At 34.9% G+C, this 26,093-nt stretch carries 18 protein-coding genes and 6 pseudogenes; 5 read left to right on the forward strand and 19 right to left on the reverse strand.

The window, feature by feature from the left end:
• From essC to CQ058_RS27460, 6 genes are all read right to left on the reverse strand, one after another.
• The coding region (gene essC, locus CQ058_RS27435) for a type VII secretion protein EssC (protein ID WP_105590082.1) at nucleotides 1–3,320 on the reverse strand (3,320 nt) is incomplete at its 3' end.
• A gap of 40 nt (nucleotides 3,321–3,360) precedes the next feature.
• Nucleotides 3,361–4,569 carry a type VII secretion protein EssB gene (gene essB / locus CQ058_RS27440; RefSeq protein ID WP_002191637.1) on the reverse strand — a complete coding sequence of 403 codons (1,209 nt, stop codon included), beginning with the start codon at nucleotides 4,567–4,569 and terminating at the stop codon, nucleotides 3,361–3,363.
• Between the two features lie 188 nt (nucleotides 4,570–4,757).
• The gene (locus CQ058_RS27445; RefSeq protein ID WP_000918627.1) at nucleotides 4,758–5,009 is read right to left on the reverse strand and encodes an EsaB/YukD family protein; all 252 of its coding nucleotides are present in this window, start codon (nucleotides 5,007–5,009) and stop codon (nucleotides 4,758–4,760) included.
• A gap of 13 nt (nucleotides 5,010–5,022) precedes the next feature.
• Nucleotides 5,023–5,535, reverse strand: a complete 513-nt coding sequence (essA, locus tag CQ058_RS27450; RefSeq protein WP_105590083.1) for a type VII secretion protein EssA — start codon at nucleotides 5,533–5,535, stop codon at nucleotides 5,023–5,025.
• On the reverse strand, nucleotides 5,510–9,115 hold the full coding sequence (gene esaA, locus CQ058_RS27455; protein WP_105590084.1) for a type VII secretion protein EsaA: 3,606 nt from the start codon (nucleotides 9,113–9,115) through the stop codon (nucleotides 5,510–5,512). Before esaA ends, essA begins: the two co-directional genes overlap by 26 nt.
• A gap of 377 nt (nucleotides 9,116–9,492) precedes the next feature.
• The gene (locus CQ058_RS27460; protein ID WP_000918583.1) at nucleotides 9,493–9,789 is read right to left on the reverse strand and encodes a WXG100 family type VII secretion target; all 297 of its coding nucleotides are present in this window, start codon (nucleotides 9,787–9,789) and stop codon (nucleotides 9,493–9,495) included.
• A 167-nt stretch (nucleotides 9,790–9,956) separates the two neighbouring features.
• On the opposite strand from CQ058_RS27460, the gene CQ058_RS27465 reads away from it, so the two are divergent.
• Complete coding sequence (locus tag CQ058_RS27465; protein ID WP_162208023.1) at nucleotides 9,957–10,223, forward strand: hypothetical protein; 267 nt, start codon at nucleotides 9,957–9,959, stop codon at nucleotides 10,221–10,223.
• A gap of 33 nt (nucleotides 10,224–10,256) precedes the next feature.
• Here the strand turns inward: CQ058_RS27465 and CQ058_RS27470 are convergent.
• From CQ058_RS27470 to CQ058_RS32460, 11 genes and pseudogenes are all read right to left on the reverse strand, one after another.
• Nucleotides 10,257–10,844 (reverse strand): annotated as a pseudogene (locus CQ058_RS27470) (reverse transcriptase domain-containing protein); the annotation flags it as partial.
• Between the two features lie 541 nt (nucleotides 10,845–11,385).
• Nucleotides 11,386–11,577: pseudogene (locus tag CQ058_RS27475) on the reverse strand (restriction endonuclease); the annotation flags it as partial.
• A complete protein-coding gene (locus CQ058_RS27480) occupies nucleotides 11,570–12,547 on the reverse strand; it encodes a DUF3991 and TOPRIM domain-containing protein (protein ID WP_105590085.1) in 978 nt (325 codons plus the stop codon). The pseudogene CQ058_RS27475 and the gene CQ058_RS27480, both read right to left, overlap by 8 nt.
• 71 nt (nucleotides 12,548–12,618) lie before the next feature.
• A complete protein-coding gene (locus tag CQ058_RS32455; RefSeq protein WP_258169562.1) occupies nucleotides 12,619–12,753 on the reverse strand; it encodes a hypothetical protein in 135 nt (44 codons plus the stop codon).
• Nucleotides 12,750–12,938, reverse strand: coding sequence for a hypothetical protein (locus CQ058_RS27485; RefSeq protein WP_002193510.1), 189 nt, complete (start codon nucleotides 12,936–12,938; stop codon nucleotides 12,750–12,752). Before CQ058_RS27485 ends, CQ058_RS32455 begins: the two co-directional genes overlap by 4 nt.
• A 228-nt stretch (nucleotides 12,939–13,166) precedes the next feature.
• Nucleotides 13,167–13,382 (reverse strand): annotated as a pseudogene (locus CQ058_RS27490) (hypothetical protein); the annotation flags it as partial.
• Nucleotides 13,375–13,650, reverse strand: coding sequence for a hypothetical protein (locus tag CQ058_RS27495; RefSeq protein ID WP_002191646.1), 276 nt, complete (start codon nucleotides 13,648–13,650; stop codon nucleotides 13,375–13,377). The pseudogene CQ058_RS27490 and the gene CQ058_RS27495, both read right to left, overlap by 8 nt.
• Before the next feature lie 42 nt (nucleotides 13,651–13,692).
• Nucleotides 13,693–14,136 (reverse strand): hypothetical protein, encoded by a 444-nt coding sequence (locus tag CQ058_RS27500; RefSeq protein WP_002191647.1) that lies wholly within the window; start codon nucleotides 14,134–14,136, stop codon nucleotides 13,693–13,695.
• 48 nt (nucleotides 14,137–14,184) lie between these two features.
• Nucleotides 14,185–15,330: pseudogene (gene mobP2, locus CQ058_RS31940) on the reverse strand (MobP2 family relaxase).
• The gene (locus CQ058_RS27515) at nucleotides 15,323–15,583 is read right to left on the reverse strand and encodes a hypothetical protein (RefSeq protein ID WP_002191650.1); all 261 of its coding nucleotides are present in this window, start codon (nucleotides 15,581–15,583) and stop codon (nucleotides 15,323–15,325) included. The pseudogene mobP2 and the gene CQ058_RS27515 overlap by 8 nt, the downstream one beginning before the upstream one ends.
• 259 nt (nucleotides 15,584–15,842) lie before the next feature.
• Nucleotides 15,843–16,741 (reverse strand): annotated as a pseudogene (locus CQ058_RS32460) (hypothetical protein).
• A gap of 127 nt (nucleotides 16,742–16,868) precedes the next feature.
• Here CQ058_RS32460 and CQ058_RS32465 point away from each other — a divergent pair.
• Nucleotides 16,869–17,218, forward strand: a pseudogene (locus CQ058_RS32465) (Replicase RepFR55); the annotation flags it as partial.
• A gap of 1,558 nt (nucleotides 17,219–18,776) precedes the next feature.
• Here the strand turns inward: CQ058_RS32465 and CQ058_RS27535 are convergent.
• On the reverse strand, nucleotides 18,777–20,468 hold the full coding sequence (locus CQ058_RS27535) for a hypothetical protein (protein ID WP_002191653.1): 1,692 nt from the start codon (nucleotides 20,466–20,468) through the stop codon (nucleotides 18,777–18,779).
• A gap of 1,712 nt (nucleotides 20,469–22,180) precedes the next feature.
• Here CQ058_RS27535 and CQ058_RS27540 point away from each other — a divergent pair.
• The 3 genes from CQ058_RS27540 to CQ058_RS27550 all read left to right on the forward strand — a co-directional run bounded on the left by CQ058_RS27540 (nucleotide 22,181) and on the right by CQ058_RS27550 (nucleotide 25,357).
• On the forward strand, nucleotides 22,181–23,878 hold the full coding sequence (locus tag CQ058_RS27540; RefSeq protein ID WP_002191654.1) for a helix-turn-helix domain-containing protein: 1,698 nt from the start codon (nucleotides 22,181–22,183) through the stop codon (nucleotides 23,876–23,878).
• A gap of 141 nt (nucleotides 23,879–24,019) precedes the next feature.
• Nucleotides 24,020–24,703, forward strand: a complete 684-nt coding sequence (locus CQ058_RS27545) for a GntR family transcriptional regulator (RefSeq protein WP_002144339.1) — start codon at nucleotides 24,020–24,022, stop codon at nucleotides 24,701–24,703.
• A 21-nt stretch (nucleotides 24,704–24,724) separates the two neighbouring features.
• Nucleotides 24,725–25,357, forward strand: a complete 633-nt coding sequence (locus tag CQ058_RS27550; RefSeq protein ID WP_105590086.1) for a sterol desaturase family protein — start codon at nucleotides 24,725–24,727, stop codon at nucleotides 25,355–25,357.
• 588 nt (nucleotides 25,358–25,945) lie between these two features.
• On the opposite strand, the gene CQ058_RS27565 is transcribed toward CQ058_RS27550, so the two are convergent.
• Nucleotides 25,946–26,093: zinc ribbon domain-containing protein (locus CQ058_RS27565; RefSeq protein WP_142396421.1), on the reverse strand; the 148-nt coding region annotated here is incomplete at its 5' end.

Here is a 26,093-nt window from a genome sequence, read left to right on the forward strand (position 1 = left end):
GCTTTTTCATACATTTCTAAGCTTGCTACGTCATATTGACTTAACATGCGCTTACGAGCTTTCATTTCTTGATTTAATCGTTCTACCAATTTTAAGCATTTTTCTGTTTCGTCAATTGTAATTGTATCCGCCACATGAGGTAATCCTTTTAATGGTAAAAGACCATTTGTTCCAAGATCGATTAAGTACACATGCAAATGCTCCGGACTATGCTGACGTGTCACATCCATAATAACTGTTTGTAAGAACGTTGATTTTCCGTATCCTGGACTTGAGAAGACTGCAACGTGACCGTCTTTACTTATGTCTAACGTAAGCGGTGTTTGTGCTTGTAGTTCAGGCTGGTCTAGTAAACCAACTGTTGCTTGTAATGGTTTCTTTTCACCTGACCATGCTTCTTTAAAGTTTACTGGATGTAAGTCTTGCAAGAATATTTTCTCTGGAAGCGGTGGTAACCACGGTCTTGGTAATGCTTCAATTCGATTTTCTTCTGTGTAATCATGAATATAATCGATAACCGCATCAAGTTCAGTCGGTACAGTTGTGATTTCCGTTTTGTTTCCGAGTCCACTCAAATCCTCACTCAAAATCTCATACTGCCCAAGCTCATTAATCGCATAGATCGTCGTATCTAGCTGTTCTTGGTCCTCTTTGTTTTCAATATAATCCGCTCCGCTCCATGCACTTTGGAACAGTTCATAGATTTCGTTATTTCCGACTTGTAAGTACGCGCGGCCTGGCAGTGTAATTTCTGCGGCATCTGGTGTTTTTAAGATTTCGTTACTGTCGGATGCGTTTTGTACTTTTAGTGCTAATTTGAATTTGGAGTTACTCCAAATTTGGTCATCTACGACCCCGCTCGGTTTTTGCGTTGCTAGGATTAAGTGGATTCCTAGTGAACGACCGATACGTGCCGTTGATACTAATTCTTTCATAAATTCAGGTTGTTCTGATTTTAACTCAGCAAATTCATCTGAAATTAAGAATAGGTGCGGCATTGCTTCTTTCGCTTTGCCTTGTTTGTATAGTTTTTGATATTGGTTAATATGGTTTACATCATATTCGCCAAATAGACGTTGACGTTTTTGTAATTCTGCTTTAATCGATGCAAGGGCACGCATACTTTGAGCGCCGTCTAAGTTCGTAATTGTTCCTAATAAATGCGGTAAGTTCTTGAATAAGTTCGCCATTCCGCCGCCCTTATAGTCAATCAGTAGGAATGCGACTTCATACGGATGGAAGTTTACCGCTAAAGATAAAATGTACGATTGAATAATTTCTGATTTACCAGACCCTGTTGTACCTGCGACTAATCCATGCGGTCCGTGTGCTTTTTCGTGTAAGTTCAAGTTGACGATGTCATCTTTACCACGTAAGCCCAGCGGTACAGCTAAACTTTTAAATGTTTCGTTTTTCGCCCAGCGCCCCTTAATGTTTAGTTCATGAATTTTTTCGACGCCGTACATTTCAAGGAATGTAACACTTTCTGGAATACTGTTTCTTAAGTTTTGCAAGTGATTCAGCGGTGCTAATGCACGAGAGAGCTCTTCTTTGTTGAAACCATCTGGGAAGTAATCGAGCGTAAAGTGGCGATTCACTAGTTCACCTTTTTCTAAGATAACATTCCCGTTTTTCGCATCGCGAATATCAATAACTGTTTTCACATGTTCCGGTAAACTTTGCATCACATCTTCTACAAAGATGAGAGATACACCAAGTTCGCTCGGGTCTTCGTTAAAGAACTCCATTACACTATGATCTAAAATTAGTTTTTCATCTGTAATCAATACAACGTAATGAGGTGCAAAATACATTTTTTCATTGGAATTGCCTTTCTCATCTAATGCTAATTTGCGTTCCTTCAGGATTTGATACAAACTGTTCAATACTTGATCTCGGCTTCGGTCATGATACACGAACCCGCGAACATTAATATCTCGTAAACTCGCATGCGGTAACCAGCGCATCCACTCCCAGCTTGCTTTTTCTTCTTCTGGGAAAATCGTAATGAATTGTAAATCATAATAACTATGAAACAGAGCTGTTTGCATAACGAGCATTTGCAGCTGTTCGATTACTAATTTTCGTTGTCCGATATAACCTACCGGGCCATTCACTAAGTCGGTCACAACTGGTACATTCTCTAAACCCATATATTGCGAACGTAAGCCGCTTGCAGCTTCTACTAATTCATCTTTGTTTTGCGTAAACTCTTCTTTGTTAAACTGAATTTCAAAACTAGAATCAACGCGGCCCAATCCAACCCGATATGTCAAGAAATCATGGTGGAACATTGTTTTTTCATAGATTTGCGAATCTACTCTTACTGCCATATCACGAATTTGTTCAATGTTTGGATAGTGATAATCTAAAGCGTGCCTTTGCTCTTCACTTGCGGCATACAATTCTTGCGTTTTCTGCTTCAAATAATTTTGATAACTTTCATTCCGTTCTTTCGTATCAATTCTGTATTTCTTTAAATTCTTTAAATATGTGGTTAATGCAATAATTACTGTTACCACTGTCATCCCGAGTGATGCGATAATAAAAATCCCGCGGGGCTGAAAGATTGAAACGACTACAGTCAACACGATCATCACAATCGGCGGGACGATCATCTGTGCCAGTTGTTCACTTGGTTTTGACGGTAGGTGAGATGGCTTTCCAATCGTGAGTTTTTCCTCTGGCTCACGGTAAATAATCCGCGGGGAACGATGATAATTCGGATATTCATCACCTAAATCATTATCAGCTTCCATTAAAGGTGTTAATTTTGATGTAATGCGATTAGGTGAAGCTAATATTTGAATATCTTCTTTCCCAACTTTGATTGTTACACCATCAAAATACAGTTGATCGCCTGGTTCAAGCATTGCCTCACCAGTCATGCGAAAAAAGTTGTGATATACATAGCCGTCATTCACAACGACTTTAAAACAATCTCCCAATGTTTCACGGATAAACAGCAAGTTAGCAGCTGTCATATTTTTAATTGTCACATCATCGCGATCCGTTGCGCCAAACGAAATACTATACTTGGACGCCATGTCATACACATACTCTTCTCCTGCATCCGTTAAGTAAAAATGCATTTGTTTCTCTTTCGTAATATCTAGAGTCACATGTTCATTTGCACGTAATGCTTCATCCTCAAGTTTCCATGCTTCGCCGTCCCACTTCACCACTACACGCGTTTCCAAGTCCGCGTAAGTAACTGTGTCGGACCATTCATTTCCGATTGTGACTAATTCACGTTTTTTCGGATTAAGATGACATTTATGTAGTTGATTACCGTAACTAATTGTTAGTAGTTGTACCATCTCTATCTCCCGTTTCTTTTATTTTTATTTCGTTTGATGTCTAGTTCTCTTTATTTCCTGATGGGTTCTTATTTGATAAGTCATCTGAGGAATTTGTATTATATTTTTTTTGGTAATCTTCCAATTGTTTCTGATATTTCTGTACTTTTTCTTCACGCGCTGAACCAGTCAACTTCGGATCATTTTTCACTTGTTCAATTTGTTTAATTAATCCGTACATAATCAATTGCGGATCATCGATATATTTCGCAAGATCTAAAGACTTAGAGAAATCTCCGCGCCCATTGTAAATCCAATATAATAAATAATTTTTATCACTTTTTAGACTCACATTCTTCATAATTGCTGCTTTTTGATCATCTGTTAGTTTTTCTGCCTTTACGTATGAAGAAGCTAAAACATATTTAGATGCATCCGGTAGTTTTTCAGGATCTTGCTCCTTTAAAGTGCTAATTACTTTATCGTAGTCTGTCGCCAAGAAATTCTTATCTGCCTCTAACAATTTATTTTGATACGGCATTTTTACAAAACTGAAATAGCCAAGCGGTACTGCGAGAACAATCGAAGCAACAATCATAAAAATGGATAATCGTTTAAATAAACGGAATCGTTTTTTCGGCACAAGCTGCATATTTTTCTCTGTTGTCGTTTGTTCTCTTCTGTAATGCTCATTTAACAACTTTACAAGGTCATCAAATGTACCAACCTCAACGACATTACGTTCGAATGCTGTATCTTTTGCATTGTTCAATGAACCAGAATACAATTCATCAAAACTATATTTTTTCGAGAATATTGCGACAACTAAACATTTATACTGACGTAAAAACTTCTCATCATCTAAGCGATACGGTGGTACAATATCACGGATACCACGATAAACTAGATAGGGCATATAATTGTCATCAAATACTAGATTGTCTGGATGAAGGAAGAAAGTTTTTCGCGTTTGTAAGCACTCTTGAAAACGAGCAACATTAAGCAATAATCGTAATTTATCGTTCTTTCCTAGTTTGTGTACATCTTCCCATTCCTTTGTATATCCCTTAACGTTGAACTCAAATGTAAACATATCTTCATGATCTTCTACTGTAGCCGGTACAAAGAAGTTAGATTTTTCTGTGATTAACTCCAGTTGCCGCATGTCCTTCACACGCGTCTGTGATTTCGATAATTTCAATGTCCGTATATGCTCAGTCGTTTCAAATAGATACTGCATCGAATCTAGCTGAATCGTTCTCTCTGTCATAGTCTCTTACTCCTCTTTTTCATGTTCTTTTCTATATAAATTCATTTTGATTTTTCAACATATAAGTCGCTGCTATGTTGAAGTGATCCACTCTTGCTTTCTAGCTTTGTTTTTTGGCAAAAGCAGTAACTGACCGCTTCTATGCACGGTCAGTTACTCTCACCTAACTAAAAAGAAAGATTTTAATTCTACAAAACTTTTAATATATCCCCGTCCGTTACCTGATAATCAATTAACCGATCATCGTCAGTGAGTAACAGTTCTTTATTAACAACCTTAATAGCGCAGCGAGAAACTTCTATCACATCAAGTTTTAGTGCTTCAGCAATGTTCATGAGCAGCTGTTTGACGGGCTGGTGGGTCGGGATACGCAGATCATATAATCTGCTATCCCATTTACTAAAGTCAATTGTGACATTAATATGTGTTTGTCCTGCCATACTTCCTTCTCCCTTACTGCCAAATTTTCCGTATTACAACATAAATGCCGCAGCAAATTGCTAGTACTACACCAGATAGGATTCCTATCATTTGTGTACTGATAGGCTCCGTTTCTAGTTGATTAGTGTTTTGGTCAGCGTTAACAGCGTTGCTAATCGTATAATTTTGAGCAAACAAGCTGTTTTGTCTGTCCTTCACAGTTGTATCCTTCTTGTCTGATGTTACAAACAATGAGTCATTTAATGCTTTCGTTTCGCCCTCTATTTGTTTCTGCTTCTCTTTAATTACATCTTTTGTTTGTTCTTTAAACAAGTCTGGTGCGTGTTTTTCAAGCTCAGTTTCTTGGGGTTCCTTTTGTTCCTTTTCGACTTTTTCCTGTTGCATCTGTTCCACACGATCCGTTTTCAAATCCATCTTTCCGTTATGATCAAGATAGCTGCCCGTATCAGCGTGAAGGGACGACGGAGCAAGAAAAAGCAACAAAAAAACAGTAATGAAACTAGCTCGTATGAGAATCAGCTTCATATTCATCCCTTTCTTCTGCCCGGTATTTGCGTATGACGAATAAGTTTACCACAAGGCCAATAGCGACAGCTGCCATTAAACTATACATAATAGTCGACCAATTTGCTCGGTCGTTTGCAAAACCAGTAATCATAATCTCAATATATTGAAGCGGTGAAAATTCACGTATTTTAGCAGCAGTCGACATTTTATCAAGATTCAACCCAACTGCATCTGTCAGGAACAGATACAGGCTAAACGTGGCTAGCAAAATAAACATTCCGACCATTTTCATTTGGCGTAATAAGTAGCCTGAAATGAGAACTAGCACTAACATAATGCTGGTAAACATGCTGATCCATACTGGGAATTCTGCATGACTAATTTTCAATAAATAGCCTGAAATACCGCCAATTAGAATCCCTTCAACTATTCCAATACCAACTTGAACAGCCGTAGTTGGTACGTTTTTCAGTACCAATGACATCTCTTCCTCAAAAGCACTTTTTTCTATACGTTTTCGTTCTTGGTTTGAAATTACATAAGCTGTAAATAGAGAAACAATGAAGCAAATCAGTACTAATAAATATGGTGTAAACGTATCTGCGGCTACAACAACACCATCGTTTTTCTTTTGCACTGGGTTTGCAAGGAAGCTATATAAATTTTCGTTTTGTCGATCGCCAACGCGACTGTTTGCGAGAACTTTCGTGAAATTTTTCAAGTAATCTTTATCATCAATTAGTTTCTTACTTAGATCACCCGAAAGCCTTGTCGCCTGACCAACTAGCGAATCTCCACTATCTTGAATCGTTTTCGCCTGGTCATCAATATTATCAAACGTTTTATACACATCGTCAGTTGATATTAAGTTACCCTTTGACTGATCAGCGAGTGTCTGACTTTGTATAAAAATAGACTTGAATTCCCCGTCTAACGCAAGCGTCGCCGTTTGTTCACCATCACTATTTGTCACAACTTTCCCTTGTTGATCGATTAGTTTATTGCTTGTTTCACGCCATGTTGCTAAATTTTTTAACGTTTGCGTAAGATTCGTATTCATCGCGTTTGCTTGCTCAGTTGTCTGCTTAATTACTTCTGTTAAATGTGTAGAATTTTTATCTGCTTCATCAACCAATTGAAGATAAGCATCTACTTTGTCTTTCAAATCTTTTGTTTGTTGCTGTACTTCTTCTGTCGTTTGCTTAGCAATGTATTCCGCTAATAAGTCAAGCACATCGCGTTTGTTGAACAGGTAGTATAATGAATTTTGATGTGATTCTGTTAAATCCGTAAGTGATTTTTGATTAAAATTCTCCGGTAAATCGGCTGATGCCTCAAACCCGTAATACAAGTTATACATGTTAGATAGTTTTTGATAATTTTTAATCGTATCTTCAACTGCTTGTATAAGCTTATTAGTCGCATTCGAATCTAACGACGACATAACTTGGTGAGTAATGTAATTATTATTTACAGGTTTCCATTCCCCTTCTGTATTCGTCTCTTCATCTTTTTTAGGGGGCTGCTCTGTTTGTGTCTCTCCATCACTTTTTCCTGGCTGTTCTGTTTGTGTCTCTCCATCACTTTTTCCTGGCTGTTCTGTTTGTGTCTCTCCATCACTTTTTCCTGGCTGTTCTGTTTGTGTCTCCCCATCACTTTTTCCTGGCTGGCTACCACCATTTTGCGTTTGACCGCCACCTTCACCTGGCTGGCTACCACCATTTTGCGTTTGACCGTCACTTCCACTTGGCTGGCTACCACCATTTTGCGTTTGACTGTCACTTCCACCTGGCTGGCTACCACTATTTTGCGTTTGACTGTCACTTCCACCTGGCTGGCTGCCACTATTTTGCGTTTGACTGTCACTTTTTTTTACCTTCTTCAAAGGATTTTGATAAGTAATCGTACGTGATTCACCTAGTATAGGCGGTTCAGTTGGTTTTGTTTTCATGTCAGATGATGGATTATCAATGACATAATCTGTATCCTCTTGTGTCAAATTCCAACTCCAAGTTACAGGCTCAAAGACAGAAATATTACTTTTAGCATTTTTTAAACGTAATGTCGCTTTAATTTCGAAATCGCCTTTGTCTGTAGCTGGCAAAACAACTTTTTTATTTTCAAGGTACTCCTCTGTGTAATCTGCTTCATTTCCGATAACCAGTTTTACACTTGTCACTTCATAATCGTCTGGTACATTTAATGTGATATATTGCCCTTCTTTTTTCGTAGCTGGCAATACTGCTTTATCGTTTACTTCAACACCAGATGTCGTCAAATTATCTTTAATTTTTTTTATCATTTCCACCATTGGAATAGTATCTGTACCTCGCGCAGGTGTGTAAAGTTTTTCCGCATTATATTTATTTGTGATATCAATAACATTTTCCAGTTCTTTCTTCGTCCCATCTGATAAACCAATGTTTTGAATATCATCTTTATTTAATGACGGTAACTGATTAATAGCCTCTTGAATCTTTTGATTCGCACGATTATCCGGTGCATCAAAGAATTTATTTAAATACACGTCTTGATGACCCTCAGAAGAATTTGAAATTTCCCGCTTTAGCTTTTCAGTTATTGATGCCGTAAGCTCTGGTCCTAGTCTATTTGCTAACTCAGTGTTGTGACTGCGAATTTTCGCACTGTTATCACTCAAATACTTTTGCATACCAGCTGAATCCGATAAAATATTAGGCTGCTCTTCTTTCAACTGAAATTGATCGTAAATTACTTTATTCGCTAATTCTAAATTAGCAAATTGTTGCATTATATCTGTTGTATTCATACTTTGGTCAAACTGAGTCAACTGTGTCGAGAAATCCTTTAAGACAAGGCCATTTGCTTCCTTCATTTTATTAAAATCACCAAAAGCTGTCTGACTGGTCTGATTGGATTTCATACCTTCATTCAAATTGTTGCTAAACCCATTTAAAATCTCTTGTAACCCTTTAAAACTGCCTTTCGCCACACCTGTTTGATCTTGAACACTTTTAAACTGCTGTGTGTAACCAGCTAGCGGGCTATGAACCTCTTTATTGTACACATCGGTGTAAGTTTGTTCTTTTTTTACAAAAGTTGTAATGTTATCCTGCGCATTTTGCAAGTTTCCGATAATGCTAGCGAAATAAACATCGATAATTCGGCTGTTGAAATCTCCAAGTATCGAACTTGCTGTTTTTTCTGCTTCTGCTTTTATATCATTATTACCAGTTGTATTTACCTTGTAGTTAAGCGTCACCTTTTCCGGCGCATTCGACTCAATTGATAATGCTTTTTTGGAAAAATCGTTCGGAATAACGATCATCATATTATAGACGTTACGTGATAGTCCGCTTTCTGCTACCCCGCGGCTAACTACATACCAATCGTGCTTATTATCTTTTTCCACACTCGTAATAAATTCATTACCAAATTCAATCTTTTTGCCACCCAGGTTTGCACCTTGATCTTCGTTAACCAGCGCAACCGTCATCTTTTGTGTTTCTTTATCACTCTTTCCTTTCTTCACTTGATTCAGTGCTAGAAAGGATGTTCCAGTAGACAGCGCAAGCGTCAGTATAATAAAAAATACTATGCTCCACTTTATTTTTTTCACACATCACCACTCCTGCTAGTAAAACTCTTTGTCTGTATACTGTTATTCGCTTACTTCTAGTAGTCGCGAAAACGGATACTCCTTTTCATACCCACAATAAGGTGAAACTTTCATTAGTAGGAGCTTTACTATCCGCTAATGCGGGAGAGATGCAAACAAACTTCAAGCTACCTTATACTTTTTTTACTAAGCATTTATATTTATTTTGTAGTATAATCCCAAGAAAAATGGCAGCATCTCTCCCTTTTTTACAAATAACCCCAATAAATAAACCACGCAGCACTTGCTGCGTGGCTCACTACTCAGAGAATTTACTCGCGCCCGTTACTATGTAAAGCATGAAAAATCCCCTAATCTACTAACAAACATCACCGTAATTAGCTAAGTCCAAAATTACGGGATAAGTCTTGATCATGTCGAGCCACAGCATCTGCTGTATCCTTCAATTGTCTTTCGATGTCATGTAGTAATTGGGCAAAATTTCTTACCTTCGGTGCTAATTCGATAAATTGTCGGTCAAACCCTTCGAATGCACGACCTTCCCATTCTCCACGTAAGTCTGATTGTAAGTTTGTTAAATCGCGTAGAATGTCCTCAATTTGTTGACCACCGTTACCATAACGAGCTGCTTTTGCTTTAAGCTCCTCTGGGCTCATACGAATTTGTCCAGCCATTTATATTCCCCCTATCAATTTGTGAAAATTGTAAAACAAACTTTTATTTTACTTACTGAATTATAACAATAAGTAGAAAAATTGAAAAGATATTTTTACTTTTTTGGATATTCTTATCATATATTGTCGTTTTTTTCTTGTCTATGTATATAAATAAAGGGGTTCTGGTGCAAAAACTTCAGGACAATTGCAATAAATTCACAAATCTTAGACATGCTGATACTACTAATCTAAAAAAGGTGCGTGATGGATATGAAAAAGGAAAATGCATTCAAATGGCTGGATACCAGGAATGGTTAAAGTTCGTAATTTGGGGCATTCAGGAATTTTGGCCAAGAAACATTATTCGTGTTTTAAATTTTATTTTTTACTTGGATAACTTTGCCCATCCCCCTTTTTGGGGGATGGGCAAAGTTATCCAAGTACTGATTTAGGTACATATTTCGTAAGAAATCTATTCAAAACAAACCAGACGGTATCCATTTAGCGAAGAAATTAGGCATAAATTTTTCATCATCGATTCTTCTTCTTAATATTCCTATAAGTATGTGATGGTTTATATTATCAAAGAATCCCTTTATATCTCCTTCAACAAACCATTTCACACCAGTAAATCGCCTCTGAATTTTTATTATTGCTGTATGACAGCTTCTTTGTGATCTAAAACCATGTGATGTTTCCAAAAATTGTGGCTCGTATATACTTTCGAGTATTAATCTCAATACTTCCTGTACTAGTTTATCATCAAAAGACGGAATTCCTAACGGTCTTTTTCCTTGCTTTGCTTTTGAGATATACACTCTTTTAACAGGGTGTGGTCGATAAGACTGCTCTCTTAATTCTTCAATTATGTTTTGTATTCTTTCGATACTCACTCCATCAATAGTTTTTCCATCTGCACCTTTAGTCAGACTTCCTTCTTTGGCATTAATCTTGTGGTAAGCTAAAAGATAAAACTCTATGTTGTATAAGTTCCTATACAGTCTTTTGTACTTATACTCAGTATTGTTTGCCTTAGACGCTAGACTGCTTAATACATCATTTGGATTTCTCATGAAGCCTCTCGCTCCTTCCATAATTGTATTAAACTAGATAAGCTGTTCCCCTTCGCCATGTGATAGGCTTTCCCCACTTCAGACTACTACGGGAACTCCGTTACCTTATTAGATTTTCATGGGCCACATATCTTGCTTATTACACTTGATATCATCCTCGATAGCCATTTTCTATGGCACTCTAACTTAGGTAATCCCCATTTAGTACTTCTGCGGACATAGCAGTATTGTGATATCGGATGTGACTTTCGTCCTTTTCCATTTATTATGGCTAGGAAACCACGGACACCTACTATACAAGGGTTATCTATCTGAACCCTGTACCATGGTTTTATTTCGTATCAGTCACCTTTCGAAATAGGCTTCGATATGCCCCCTTGGACTGTCATTCAAGCAGTTTAGCTTTCATCCTTGTTCACAACAGTTTCATCTTGCCATAAGTTGCCTTTGGTTTCCCTCATGGATAAGTTGATTGATGATAGGTTTGTTGGGTGTCTATACCTACTACTTGCTAAAGCAGATTCCCCAGAAGCCCTTATGGGCGCACATACACTTCGAATTGATGTCCGTCCATTTTGTCTATATAGCGAATGCCGGACTTCACCATTCGCTTCAGCATTCTACGCTCCTGGATCTTCCGGTACATAAACTTACAAATACGAAAAAGAACATAAAAGATAAAACCACAAATCAAAATCTGTAGTATATTTGGCATTGCTGGTAGATTAGACACTTCTCTCCACCTCTTTGATTGGTTTCATTTTCTTTGGTTGAGCTGTTTCTTTTGGTTGTTGTTCATTCACTTGTTTCTTCCGAACATCGTTCCAATCTTTTTCATGCATTGGAACATCCTCTTTAAGATCTACAAAGCATTTCATCGTCTGAATGAAGTCTTTCCCGGCCTTATCATTATCAACTGCCATAATGACCTCTTTAATATCGTGCCCTTCTTTTTTCGCATCCATTAAAGATTCAATCACTGTTTTGGACTTCAAACCATGCATAGAAACCAGGCGAGCGTTTTGGATATTATTTTGTTTAATGCTCCAATGAGATAACATGTCGATTGGATCTTCATAAAAATAGATCTTATCCGGCTTACCCACATCAACCGTAAAACCTGCATTGATTTTTTCATAATTCGGGACGATTTGTTTAAAGCTGCCTCTTTTATTCTCCATTTTTACAGTGCCTTGACGGTTCATTCCAATTACTTGCCCTTTGCCACCTTCTTCTCTCCATTTGAACACGACATTGTTTTTCTTATCCTGGACGATGAGATCCTTTTTAATCAGCCAGTTCACCAGGCGAGGTTCTATTTTTCTTTCATCAATTAGGTACTGCTTGATCTCTGTTTGTTTCTGCACCTCTAAGTGTTTCGGATAGATGAAAGGCTGCTGTCCTTTTTTGTGTTCTTCTTCAACTTTTAAGCAATCAAACTCTTTATAATCATCCTTATTGATGTCTAATACAGCTTGCGGAAATGTCATTTCATAGTACATCATCGCAAAGCTAATCGCTCCATAGCCCTTTTCGCCACGACTATTCCAGGCGTATTGATTTCCTTTAATAATGAGGCTGTCATGTTCCGTATGACGATAATAGTTTCCTTCTTTCTTAAACGTTTCTCCCTTTGCTTCTAGATATGAAATCAAGTCTATGTTTCTTGCTTTCATCGCATCCTCCGTACTGACATGTGCCATTACGGAATCCCCCCTTTACTCTATAAAATGAAATAAAAAAGAGGACTATTCCGTTTCATAGTCCTTTCCTATTAATCTGCAATTTCAGTTTTATGGTTCCGTTTCTTGATTCTCAGCTTTTTCACGATTCTTTGCCCAAATAACAACAATACGTTCAAAGAGACAGCTACAAGAAACATACAGTCCGCAAACAGCCATACATTCATGACATGACCTTCCATTCTAGTTCCTTCTGTAAGAACACATATAATGGTTTTTGCTCTAACAATATTTCACGAACGGCTTGAATTTCTTTTTTAGATAATGAGATAAAAATGAGTTCTTTTGGATCTTCTTTTTCTGCCCAAACACCCCTGTAATCAATGTCTACGATTTCCACAATGTTTCCCATTCCTTTTCACTCCTTTCGTTCTAAAAACAAGAAAGAGGGCTTTTACATGTATCCTCTTTCACTTGTAGACATAAAAAAATCACTTTCCGTTTTCTCAATTGAGTAACAAAAAATGATTCAATCTGGTTTGCCTGTTATAAAATTTTTCATCGTTCTATTTCCATTGTTTCTTTTTTCCTACTTGATTTTTTTGTAGCCCTTGGCTGCTCCACATTACCTTGTGCAATAGGCTCTGGCTTCTTCAAATTGACTCTGTATTAATGAAATATTAGATGGTGAATAGTGATAAAATTTTGCCATAAAAGATAAATAATCTTTCAAATCTCCCGGTGTACGAAAATAGCCTTCTATGCTTTTTTCCATCTTTTTGGTTAAAGCTTGCACCGCTTCTTTCTTTTCTTCCGGTGATTTTGTTTGATACTTTTCCTTATAATTTTTACTCATGATCTTCTCCTACTCTTTCGCTAGCTCTTTGCAATTCTTCCATGTCTTCTTCATTCCATCTTTCAGTTGTATCAAAGAAAAGCGCATGAGTTTTTACGTTAACCGGAACTAACATATTCTCTTGATTCATAACATGAACTGCAAGTTCTTCCTCTTGTTCTCGTGTAATTTTAATTGTTAATTCTTTATCTTTTACAAGTAAAATTAGTTCACCTTCTCCAATTGCTTTAATGACTCCTAATGCGATATCTTCATGAAATAATAACATCCTACTAACCTCCTATTTTTTTATAAAAAGAAACAATGTAGCTTACGTTACATTGTTCTTTGATGCTTCATGATCTAGACGTTTTTGTCTCGCATGACTAATTCGTTCCGCTACGACTTCCTTTGCCATTTTCACGCCACCGACTTCTATTTTATCCGTAGTAATAATACTCTCTAAATCTAAGTCATTGGCAAAAAAGTACCCATTCATTAATTCAATTAAAACTTGTGTATTTCTATCCGCACTATTTGCACCAAGACGAATTTTTGTTAGCTCACTTTTTAATATGTCATGAAGATTTTTAGAAACAACTTCTGAAATATAATTCAATGACCATTCTGTATTTTTTGATGCTTGATGTTCCATACAAATTTTCGATATGGCATCACCAGGATGTGTAATATTATTCTCCTCCATATACTCTTGAACATAATGATGGACGTTTTCACTCAATGATAACTTCATTCTTACTTTTTCATTCCCCATAATCTAACCCCTTTCGTTTTCATATGCATTTTCCCTTTGCATCCGCTCTTAATACTTTTGGTTTTTCCAACTTTCATATTCACTTTTAAAAGCACGCTCCACTTTCTTCATGGAATACTGAATAGATACATTCTGTTGGAATTTTTGATATGGTTTTGATTTCTTCATATGATGTATTCTCTTTTGTTCTTTATCATATGTCTTCATTTCTTGTAAAAAGGCGTTCCCTATTCTTTTATACAAATCATTGATTTTTTTCGTCATGTAATTTTCATATTGCTTCTTATCATACTTTCCTTCTCCACATGCTTCTTTAAAAACTTGAACTCCTTTATCTAATTTTTGGAGAAACTGATCGTAATCTTTTTTATGATGATGTTGAATATATCGCCTGCTTAATTCATCAATTTCCGGCTTCAATGGCTGAATTGTATTGTAGCTATATCGCCATTGCCTTTTATTATTTGGTAACTTTTTGTATATTTATAAAAAGAATGGCTTCAGATGATTGTTACGCCAATCAAAAACCGAATCCTCTTTTTTACTTCTCACCATATTATTTCGTATCAAATCATTAGTTTATTTTTGTTCTTGTTTACGATCCAATAAATTATTTACCACTTTCCCCTTCATCGCATCTAATGTTTTGGGTTTTCTTTTTCCTCGTTCTCTCGTTGGAAATGGTTCAACAGTTGCCACATGAATATGAATGTTATCCGTGTTAAAATGAATGGCTGCCGACCAGGTAGAACTTTTTTCTGGCCCTTCTCTTTTATGCATTTCCTTCATCGCAAGCCGTTTCACATCCATTAACTTTTTTTCATCCGATTTTTTTGTTTTCTCATCATAAATGCCTTGTTTCTCTAGCCAAGGATTATGAAAAGAAATGACATCTTGCCACATAATACTTCCATTTTCATGATCAGTCTTAAACATTTCCTTTAAGGATTTTTTCTCACTTTCCGTTAAACGATTTGCGTGTTCCGTAAACAGTGCCGATGTCTTTTCTGGATTCACCATATATTCTTGATACGTCTCAAACATTTTCGGATTCAACTTCACTTCACTTTGTGCTTCTTCCCGGTCTACATACTCAATATAGTTCTGAAAGGCATCTGAACTTGATAACACAAATTTTGTTTTTAAAACAAAACCTGGCGTGCTGGAAGATTGAACTGGAACCGTACTACTCATTTTCATCATCCTGCATCATCATTTGAATAAACTCATTCATTTTTTTCATTTCGCTATAACAATCATTCATCATATGGATGTTCTTTTGGATGATATTTTCTAATTCCATTTCTCTTTTATTTTGTTGCTGAAAAAAAGCCAGCATTTCAATTTGGTCTTTCAAAAATTTCTGCCTGGATAATCCTTTCCTCTTTGCAATTTCATCTATTTTCTTTACGGCAATTGGATCTACTTCTCTAATTCTGATTTCCACTTTTCCCTCTCCTTTCTGCAATTGTGGGTAGAGATCAAAAAATAGTGAGAAGAGCATAAGGGGTTTTTGTTCCCACCCATGGTGTGAAGCTAGGCGGAGCCTAGCGAAACGATGGGAACAAGAAAAGAAACTGAATGTCCCCCTTATGTCCCCATATTTTCCGTTAACGTCTCCATCACGTCCCGTTATTTTTTCTACATGTCTCGTTCATGTCCCTCTTTTTCTTCTCAATGTCTCCATCGTGTCCCTATGTCTTTTTTCAATTTTTATTAATTTCTTGTGCCTTTTGCTCTAATTTTTTGATCTTATCTCTCGCATTTTTTTTACTCTCCTTCAAACAATTCAACGTTCTTTTCTGATGATTTTATTTTGGATTCTAAAGATGATATTTTCGATTGGGTTTTCGTTTTTTCCGCTCCGGTTTGGTACTTCATTTCATCTTTTAGTTCTTTTACTTTCTCATAAACTGTCTTCCCATTTTCTTCTTCAAGCTTGATTACCTTCCCATAATATTTAATCTTTGTTTCTAAATCTTTCTTGTCTCTTTCTATAAAATCTATCTCATATGTTTTTTTATCTTCAGCTAACAATTCATCATTTGCTTTTATTTTTCTTTGATCGGTAAAAATCGTCTGAACAAGTTTATTGGGACTCTTTGTACTTGTATTTTCATCTTCATATTCGTTAACATCTTGTGTGAATTTGCGAATATCCATTTGTTCTTTTTCACTGTTTTTTATTATATATATCTAAAGTTAACGCTCTCCAATTTGGAGATAATTCTTTGACTTCTATCACGTAATTTCCGTTCTCTTCATACAACACTTTGACAGGTAATTGAACACCTGGTTTTGCTTTTTCTTGTGCCTGAAACGTAAATTCTGTTTCCTCATATCCTTCTATCCGAAATCGAATTTCAATGAAGTTTTTATGTGGATTATACTCCCTTTGTTCTACAATCAATTTCCCCATTCCCGACAACTTGATTACTTTATTTGTTGCCGTATGGAATAGTCTTTCATCGTTCGGCATGTGAATTTTAGATGTGAAGAAAGCGGAAAAACCTAAAAATAGAAAGCTGATAATTGCTAGGTAGATCCACGACTTATTTCTTCTCAAATTGATTCTTTCACTCTTCCTACTGATTGTACCTATCACACTCTCACCTCACCTTTTTTTGTTATAAAACTTTCATATTGAGTTTTTCTACACTTGTAACTCGCCATGTTTCCTTTTCTTTTTTTTAGATGATTCGTAACACACTATTGACTTTTTCTTCTCGATATTACATGACTTAAACGATTACTTAAGTGATGATCAGAAAAAAGCATATTATTACATTTTGAGTCAAGAATTAACATACCTTTCCGAAAATGATGCGTACATAATTGCTTTAAGACTGCCATCTGATATCGATCGCTTCACAAGATGGGATTTTGAAGAATGATTGCAATGGTTTCAGTTTAATAAAGCTGAAACCATTGCAATCCTGTGCATTTCATAAAGATTTTTAATCAAAAATCTAAACAGAATTAAGAACGTAGATAACGTAATACCCAAAGGACAAACTCGCTTTTGGATGCAAATAATAATCGTAAGTTTGTTTTCTTTAATTTTTTAGAAGAGAACAGATAAATTTTAAAAAATCCAATGAAAAATAACCTTGTTTAAAATAATTATATATAGCAAGGTTATTTTTCATATCTTCTTATAGTTTTCTATAATCTTAGTATTTTTCAACAAAAAAATCTTCAATAGCCGTACTCGTTTTCTGTAAACTATTATCAGTTTCCAGGTAACTCTACTATAGAAATTACATTTGATAGATACTGAATATTCATTTATTTACCAATGGATTAACTTTGAAATTTACTAAGCTTAAATCTTCAATAGCTTGCTGTAGTAAGTATGAAAGGTGAAAAATTAATTCTAATGTTTTTATTTATTTTAATTTCTAAAACAAGATTTATTAAATATAATATTCTATATTTTTTGTCATTTTTTCAGGAAGCTTAGCATATTTTCAATATATAAAAAGAATCCTGTGAATTTCTAGCATATGAAGCTAAACCAAACATTTTATGAATAAAGTGTTTTTGATCTTAGACAGACTTGTTCGACAAAATAAGTTTTCTTTTTACTCTAATATAGGTTTTATCGACTCCTCATGAGTTGTTTGTTCATTTAAGATGATATTGTATTGTCTCTTCTAATTAAGGCCTATATGGATAAACTCAGCGTATAATTGTTGTCTGAGCAATTAATATCTCTCTTCCCTTTAGTTCATACTGATAATGCTTCTATTTAAACTAATTTTCCTTTTCATACTGATTACACATCTTTTGTAAAATCATACCATCAGTATCTTCAAGTATTTAAATTTATTTGTTACTTAGTGAAAGACTACTACCTTTTAGATAATCAAGAAATGCGCATTTTTCGGATAGTACGTTAAAACCTAATATAATATATATCTTTTATATAAAAAGAATATAAAGATAAAACTATTATACTTATGAAAAATGGCTTACAAACTCAGTAATAACAGTGTCTGCAAAGTTATAGAACCATAAAAAATCGAAAAGAACACTTATTGGAAATGTATTTATTGCGTTTTACGCCGCTCTAAATATACAAAATATCATAAAGTTGAATTACTTAACCTACATATAATCAGCATTATTTTGATGCGTAAAAGTGTATATAAGATTAATGGCAGTCTTGCTTAAATTAATAACATGATTTCCACATACGCTATAAAATAACCCACATTTTATTAACATTTAGAAGTAAGTTATAGACATAATTCAGTAAATCAACATTATTAACAAAAAACATTCTGATTTTAAGTAGATTTATATATAAAACGTTTATAAATAAAGCTTTGAGCTATTTTATTGTACACATTTGGACAATATTATTAAGATATCCACTGAATTTATATATATATTTACGATTTTTAGTAGATTAAATCCCAGTAAGAGAACGAATGTTCAGAAAAAAGTAAAGTAAAATTGTGAATTACTGATTATATTTTAGGAATTTTGTATAAAAGTGTATAAAAAAAGAGAGGTATTCTAACTCAAATTTAAGAATCTCTCTTTTTTATGTTTGGATAGTACGAATTTAATTTCTAATTTCAGCACGAATAGCCCTCCGTCTTTGATTTTTCAAAAAAGGAGAGCATGTAATTTTACATTGCAGGAAGCAGCTGATCTACCGTGCATGGTGTTTCACTATTTTTACGGTAATAAGCTTCTAAGGAATGAAGAAAATCGATCAAATTAAAGTCTTTAGGAACTTCAATTACGCGGATTTTTTCCTTAGGCAATCTATCTATTTTTTCAATGAACAGTTCGCGAATATCACTTGGAATATGATGTTCTTTATGGCCATGAGATTTTAATAATTCACGAATTTTAATTTCTAATGCAATATATGCGTTAACATTTACTCCTTGCTCAAAAGCATACTTCCTAAATAGTGTTTCTTCTTGATACTGCATATAATTACGATGGTATGCTTCTTCAGTCACAGGAACCGCATATGTAGCATGAAGAAGGTCATGCGCTTTACAGAATAACTTCTTAACATTTTGTAATGAATATATAGCGAAGTGAGTACCGAATTTAAATACCGCATCTTCTTGTTTCTCTCTCGGCACATTATGTGTAATCAGAGAATAAATACCTGTTTTAGCAGCTGTATCTAATACGCGATATTGAGAAGACTGCTTTAATAATTTGCTTAGTGTATAAACAAGGTTTTTAGGGAAACCCTCTTGTCTATCAATCATTTCACGTAATCCACGAATCACTTGGCGGATTTGACGATGACAGGAATGTTTTAAGACATTTACAAATTGGTTTATATCTTTTGTAAATTCTGCAATATTCATTTCAACTAATGATTCTTCAATGAACTTAGCTTTACGTTTATATGTAAGTCTTGGTGTAAATGGATCGCGATACTCTTCCCCTATTTCCTTATTACACAGGAAATCAGGGTGTACAGATAAATGCAGTGTTGTATACTGCTTTTTATTCTTTTTCCCTTTTTCTAATTTGCAAATTTTAAACAAAGAAGATCCAGTAGCAGTTGATTTAGTTGTTAATTCAGCCATTACAGAACGTATCTGATGTGGGTATTTCTTATGTAAGAAGCGATACATACCGCCAAAATGAGTCTGTTGTCCTTGTTCATCAAATTTGTATAGTGAACGTTTCAAAGTAGTTTCTCGTTTTTGCTGCATTGCGATATCAATAAATAGCTTTTTAGCAGCAATGGATAAATCGAAGAACTCTTTTGTAAATACAATTGGGCTGATAAACGTGTAAGGATTCGCTTTATTCGTTTCCTTGTTCATAAAATCAGTTAATGTAATTTTATATTTACCACTGTATTCATTCTCAATTTCAATGATGTTGTGTAAGCTAAGCTTTTTCAACGCAACATAGAATTGCGAATGATGAATATGTGCAAATACTTCTTTATAGTTTTTGTAGTCCTCCCAAAGCATGTGAATGGAAACATGAGAAAGTTCACCATAGGTATTACATTTTTTATGTAGAAATAGAAATACTTCTAGATCTGCATTAGTAATACCATATAGCTTATGCTTTCTACCATTTGCTTTAGTGAAGAGATTTTTCATTTGAAGTGAAAAAGATGGTTTGGCTTTTTCAACAAACCCTTCTTCATCTGCAATTCGTTCCTCGTAAGACATTGAATTTACGATATCTTCTAGATATGTATCTTTAAAGCTATAGTATTTGCCTTCTAAAGCTTCCACTAATTTTTGCCATGCTTTAATTGTTACTAATACTGGAGTTGTTGTTTCACCATTTAAACTACGTTTGTTCTTTATAACGAAAGGTTTAGCCATCTTTTTCACCCCCTCTTATTATGAGTTTCAGTTTTTACCTAAATAGGATATAAAAATTCAATTTTGATTATATCAAATCGAATCTTGGTGAAATGTGTCTCTTTAAGAGGAAAATCAAAAATGTGAAACGCTGCCTCAGCCTTAGAGGCACAAGGGATTCAACGTTTCACAAAAAAAATCTTTTGGCCACCATAAAGCTATAAGGTATTTTGAATATGAAACGTATCTGAAATGAATGAAACAGCACATAAACCTTGATATGATAGGTTTTTTAGTACTTTTGTCTAAAAGTTGTTGCCATCATATAGCTATAACGTTTCATATTTTGAAATGACTAAATAATGTGTAGAATTCATTCATAAATGTTGTGGTATAGCGTTTTCATGTTAATTTACGTCAAGGGACTATTGCCATCATATAGCTATATACGTTTCATGTTTTTTTTAGATTGTTGCCATCATAAAGCTATGGCGTTTCATGTTTGAAATCAATGTTTCATTGCGCTTGAAATGTACCTAAACCCTTGTTACATATGGATTCATAGGTTTTTTTTTAAAAAAAGTTGTTGCCATCATATAGCTATAGCATTTCATTGGGACTTTTTAGTTTTTTTAAAGAATGGCTTTATATCAATGTTTAGCACTAATTTAAATAAAAAATATTTTTTTTATATGAACAGATTTTAGTGCGTTTATGTTTCAGATTTAAAGAGTTGTTGCCACCATATAGCTATAACGTTTCAAGTTTTTAATAGTAACTGCCACAATGTAGCTATGATGTTTCATAAAAGTAAAGGTATTCGTGCCGATATATGGAATAACGTTAATTCTTGTTAAATGAAATCCAAAAATTCATTGGTATTTCTTGTTCAGAATATACTTGCCATCATAAAGCTAAAGCGTTTCAAGTCTTCAATAGTACTTGCCACAATGTAGCTAAGGGGTTTCATAAAAGAGAGGCATTCGTGCTGATATATGGAATAACGTTAATTCTTGTTAAATGAAATCCAAAAATTCATTGGTATTTCTTGTTCAGGATATACTTGCCATCATAAAGCTAAAGCGTTTCAAGTTTTCAATAGTAACTGCCACAATGCAGCTATAATGTTTCATAAAAGTAGAGGTATCTGTGTCGAAGTATGAAATAACGTTAATGCTTGTGAAGTGGAAATCAACAGTTTATCGGTATTTTTTGTTTCGAATATACTTGCCACTATAAAGCTAAAACGTTTCAAGTTCTAAGGAGTACTTGCCACAATGTAGCTATGACGTTTCATAAAAGTAAGGGTATTTGTATCATTGTATAGAATGATACAAATAATTTTTTAGATGAAACCAGCAAATCATCGATGTTTCTTGGTAAGAAAGTAATTGTTATCATAACGCTATAATGTTTTATTTCATTTGTAAGAAAAGGGACAATTACGTTTCACTTTAAAAGTATGATTTACACTATTTAATACCGAATGGGTTTCCCGCATGGAGATTGTAGTGTAAAGTAGTAATTTTACAAATAAGTACAGTCTTATATAATACAAGTACAAGAATGTTTACTTGATAGGACAAATACTGTTCGATAAATCATTTCTCGATATAGATTATTCTGATAACGTTTCAACTTATATGCTATGTTGCCACCATATAGCTATAACGTCTCAAGTTCTATAATTTATAATTCTAATTGGTGGGAACTTAGTAAGGAGGTTTTTGAATATGGAGAAAGTATTAGTGTTGTTTAGCGATGCCCTTTTACTTGCTGCACCAATGTATGAAAAGAACACGCAGCTATGGGAAAAGTGGAATAGATATTATGAGGAAGTACAGGGAAATCATGACAAAGTAGTAACTTCAGCTAATATATCCCCTTCATTTTCAGCTCTTGTCTCTTGGTTAGGCCAGAAACAAGAACAAGGGATTTCATTATTGCATATATACGCAAATCTAGATAAATATAAAATTGAGATTCGAAATGTACTCGATAAAATAATAGAGCAAGAATTTGGAGGTACGTCTGAAGAAGTTGAAACGTCTATAATATCTAATACAACCGATGAAAAGTTAAAAGAGCATTCAATTGACCTACAAGAGGATTACTATCCTGTAAGTAATGATGCGGTATATTATCAACTACGAGATGGTATAGCCAAGAATCACTTTGAAGAAGATGAAGTAGGAGCAGTATCTGTTTTACCATTAGAAACTAAAAATACAAGCGGAGTTGCTCAGCTGTCGTCACATAAGGATGAAGATTTAAGGCTAGTAAATACTAATGAAGCAGAAAGATGGTCAATACTAGTCGATGGTGTTATTAGTAATATGGATGATCTTACCGCAGACTGTTTAGATACAATTACAATACAATGGTTGAATCAAGCGAAATCTCCAGATGATTTTATTGATTTCAGCTATGAAAATGTACTAGATATGTGTAATATTCCAAAAGCATCAGCAAATGGTATAGAGTATTATCGTGCAGAAGATAAAATTAAAATTGCACAACGTATAGCAGCTTTGGCGAGTATCTTTATTTATTTAAATGACGATAATGAAGTCGTGGTTTTAAATGATCGTGCAGAAACTGGTGAGCAATTTGAAATGAAACGTGAAATAATTAAAAGACTTTTCGTTTTAGATTCTGTAGTTCTTTGGAGAGATAAAAATACCAATGATTACGTAGGTATTGAATCTTGTAGAATAAAGCCAGGTAGCTTTTTGTCGATGTATTTATACGGATCTAGTAGCACAACAGCGTTATTATCTAAAAAAGCATTGGAGTATAATAGTTATCGACACAAATTCCACAAGCGACTAATTCGCTATTTATCTTGGCAATGGAGAATTCGACAACAGTACAGTAATTTAAAAAGACCATATTCAATTGATGGAGAAAAAGGACTATTGTCTGTTATGGGGATTAATATAGCTAAGGGACGCCCCCACCGTATTCGTGAGCAATTAGAAAATGTATTAATAGATTTAGAAAAAGAAAAAGTTATTTCACATTGGGAGTACGCTGAGGAAATTGATGAATCAAGAATTGGAGAACGGAACTGGTTTAAGAATTATTACTCAAAATTAGGAATCATCATTTTACCACCAAAAGAGTTAATGGATAATATCGGGAGTTTGGCAAAGAAAAAGGTAATTGATACTCCGGATAAGCAAGAAAATAATGTGATTATAAATACGATAGCTCATAGTACAGTAAGTACTGAGGAGCTAATTAGAGAGAAAATTATGCACCAACATATGCATCAAAATAGAACAATGCGCGAAATAGCAGATGAGTTAGGCTTATCCCCTGCTACACTATCGAGATTCTGTAATAAGAAAATGAAACGGATTTCAAACAGTGTTAATGATAAGTTAACAAAATGGTATGAAAGACAAATGATAATCGAGTCTATGTAAGCAAAAAAGAGGAAACCACTTTGAAAATGGTTTCCTCTTTTTTAATGAATCTTATTGACGGAAAATTCAAACACGTTATATAATTTTTGGTATTACCAATATCTTCAACATGTATTACCAAAAAATAAAGGGGACGATGGCTTGAAAGAAAAGGAACGCTCCTCAGATAAAATTGAGAATGAATTAATTAGATCCATATTGGCTGGTGTTTATTCTGTAGGAAGTACTTTACCGCCGGAAAGAGAACTTGCGAAAGAATTTGGTGTTGGTCGCCCAACTATTCGGGAGGCGCTTCAACGTTTAGAAAGGAGTGGATGGATAACAGGAAGAAAAGGAATGCCAGCGATTATTAATGATTATTGGAGCAATGGGAATCTAACGACACTTATTAATATTGTTGAGAATCATCATACCATTACAGATGAATTTATAATGTATTTATTAGAATTTAGAAGTTCGTTGACTCCGACTTATATTCGTGATGCTGTTACGTTTAATCAACCTAAAGTGGTTGCTCTCCTTGCTAATCTTGAGCAACTTGAAGATAGTGCAGAAAGCTATGCAGCATTTGATTGGTATTTGCAAAAAAGGTGTGCTGGGCTTGCTGCCAATCCGATCTTTCTACTCATTTTAAATAGCTTCGATTCCATTTATGTAGATATGGCGAAAAGATATTTTTCTGTAAAAGATCATCGTGGGTTGTCCTTCAACTATTATCACGACTTATTAAAAGCTGCATTAAAGGGAGATGCAATTGAAGCGGAAAGATTGTGTAAGACAACATTGGAGAAAAGCTTGGCTCTCTGGAAAGATAGAAAAAAATAAAGAAAGCTGGAGGCGTGATAAATGAAACTAAAATATTTTAAAGAATATTTTTCCTATCCTGATATTTTGATCATGAGCTGTCTTTTCTTCGCTAGTTTTGGATTTATGATTTTACATTTAACCTCTATCGGAATTTGGGGTGCTTTTATTTTGGGAATGATTATGTATTCCTTAGCTGAGTACGCTACTCACAGGTTTATTTTTCATCTAAAGCCACCAAAGAATGCATTCTTATTAAAAATACTTAAGCGCCTACATTATGATCACCATACAAATCCGAATGAATTACATTTATTATTTTTACCCTTATGGTATAGTGTGCCAAACATTGCAATTTCAGGAGCGATTTTTTATTTTCTTTCATCCAGCTTTGTCATGACAAACGCATTTATTGCAGGTATTATGCTCTTTTTATTATTTTATGAGTGGAAGCATTATATCGCGCATCGCCCCCTTCAACCAATATCACCATGGGGGCGATGGATGAAAAAGGTTCATTTATGGCATCACTTCAAAAATGAAAATTACTGGTATGGTGTCACGAACCCAGCCTATGATTTTCTCATGGGCACCTTTAAAGACCAAAAGGATGTTGACCAAAGTAATACTGCTAAAAACCTAGAAAAACGTGGTGACCAGAAAATAGAATTATAAAAAATAATCCATTGTCATCATCCTGGAAATGTCGAATGAATTTTGTAGCTTCGACATTTCTCAGGGAGTGACAGGCATTTTTTCCTATTGAATAGTAAGCATGATAATAGATTGCATAAGGCTCGTTTTAAAGTTTTTCTTACCGAAAAATGCACCCGCTTTTTTCTCTATTTCTCTTAGCATTGCTTCATTTTTCACGAAGTGTTTCGCCGATGCTATCTACAATCTGTATCGCGTTTGCCCCAGTGATTTCTTTAGCGACTCATTCCAGAAGAATCTTCGTATCAAAAGAAAATTTTCGCGCAAAGCTATGGCACCTGAAAATATTATTGCGGAGAAACTCGGAATATTCAGGCGTGAAAGCACGACGAATACAGCCCCTCATCATCTCTTTCATCTAGATACCTTTTTAACCAAATGGTGCAACACATCCCTTTCTTTATCATCTTTCCCTTGTACAATGACAGAATTCGTTAAAAAAGAAGAGGTGAGACTAACAGTATGCTTTCTCCATTGAACTACCCCCACTTTCACTTCGTTTAGAAGTGAGGGATTCCTAAGTAAAGAGTTCTAACGAACTCTAATTGATTAGGCTAGCTCCACAGTCCTTGTGGTTAGAAGCCTTATCGCTTCATTCTTTAGATTAATACTTGCGTTAATATCCCTATCATGGTGTGTACGACAAGAAGGGCAGTCCCATTTACGTAGGTTTAGATTTTTAACGTCTTTGTTTTGA

It is taken from the genome of Bacillus sp. MYb56 (genome assembly GCF_002976445.1).
GTDB lineage: Bacteria > Bacillota > Bacilli > Bacillales > Bacillaceae_G > Bacillus_A > Bacillus_A mycoides.

Excerpts from the sequence above, each read along its gene's own strand:
- essB (WP_002191637.1), bottom strand. The coding sequence starts at position 4,569 with ATGACAGAGAGAACGATTCAGCTAGATTCGATGCAGTATCTATTTGAA.
- CQ058_RS27445 (WP_000918627.1), bottom strand. The coding sequence starts at position 5,009 with ATGGCAGGACAAACACATATTAATGTCACAATTGACTTTAGTAAATGG.
- essA (WP_105590083.1), bottom strand. The coding sequence starts at position 5,535 with ATGAAGCTGATTCTCATACGAGCTAGTTTCATTACTGTTTTTTTGTTG.
- CQ058_RS27460 (WP_000918583.1), bottom strand. The coding sequence starts at position 9,789 with ATGGCTGGACAAATTCGTATGAGCCCAGAGGAGCTTAAAGCAAAAGCA.
- CQ058_RS27480 (WP_105590085.1), bottom strand. The coding sequence starts at position 12,547 with ATGGCACATGTCAGTACGGAGGATGCGATGAAAGCAAGAAACATAGAC.
- CQ058_RS32455 (WP_258169562.1), bottom strand. The coding sequence starts at position 12,753 with ATGAATGTATGGCTGTTTGCGGACTGTATGTTTCTTGTAGCTGTCTCT.
- CQ058_RS27485 (WP_002193510.1), bottom strand. The coding sequence starts at position 12,938 with ATGGGAAACATTGTGGAAATCGTAGACATTGATTACAGGGGTGTTTGG.
- CQ058_RS27495 (WP_002191646.1), bottom strand. The coding sequence starts at position 13,650 with ATGTTATTATTTCATGAAGATATCGCATTAGGAGTCATTAAAGCAATT.
- CQ058_RS27500 (WP_002191647.1), bottom strand. The coding sequence starts at position 14,136 with ATGGGGAATGAAAAAGTAAGAATGAAGTTATCATTGAGTGAAAACGTC.
- CQ058_RS27535 (WP_002191653.1), bottom strand. The coding sequence starts at position 20,468 with ATGGCTAAACCTTTCGTTATAAAGAACAAACGTAGTTTAAATGGTGAA.
- CQ058_RS27540 (WP_002191654.1), top strand. The coding sequence starts at position 22,181 with ATGGAGAAAGTATTAGTGTTGTTTAGCGATGCCCTTTTACTTGCTGCA.
- CQ058_RS27550 (WP_105590086.1), top strand. The coding sequence starts at position 24,725 with ATGAAACTAAAATATTTTAAAGAATATTTTTCCTATCCTGATATTTTG.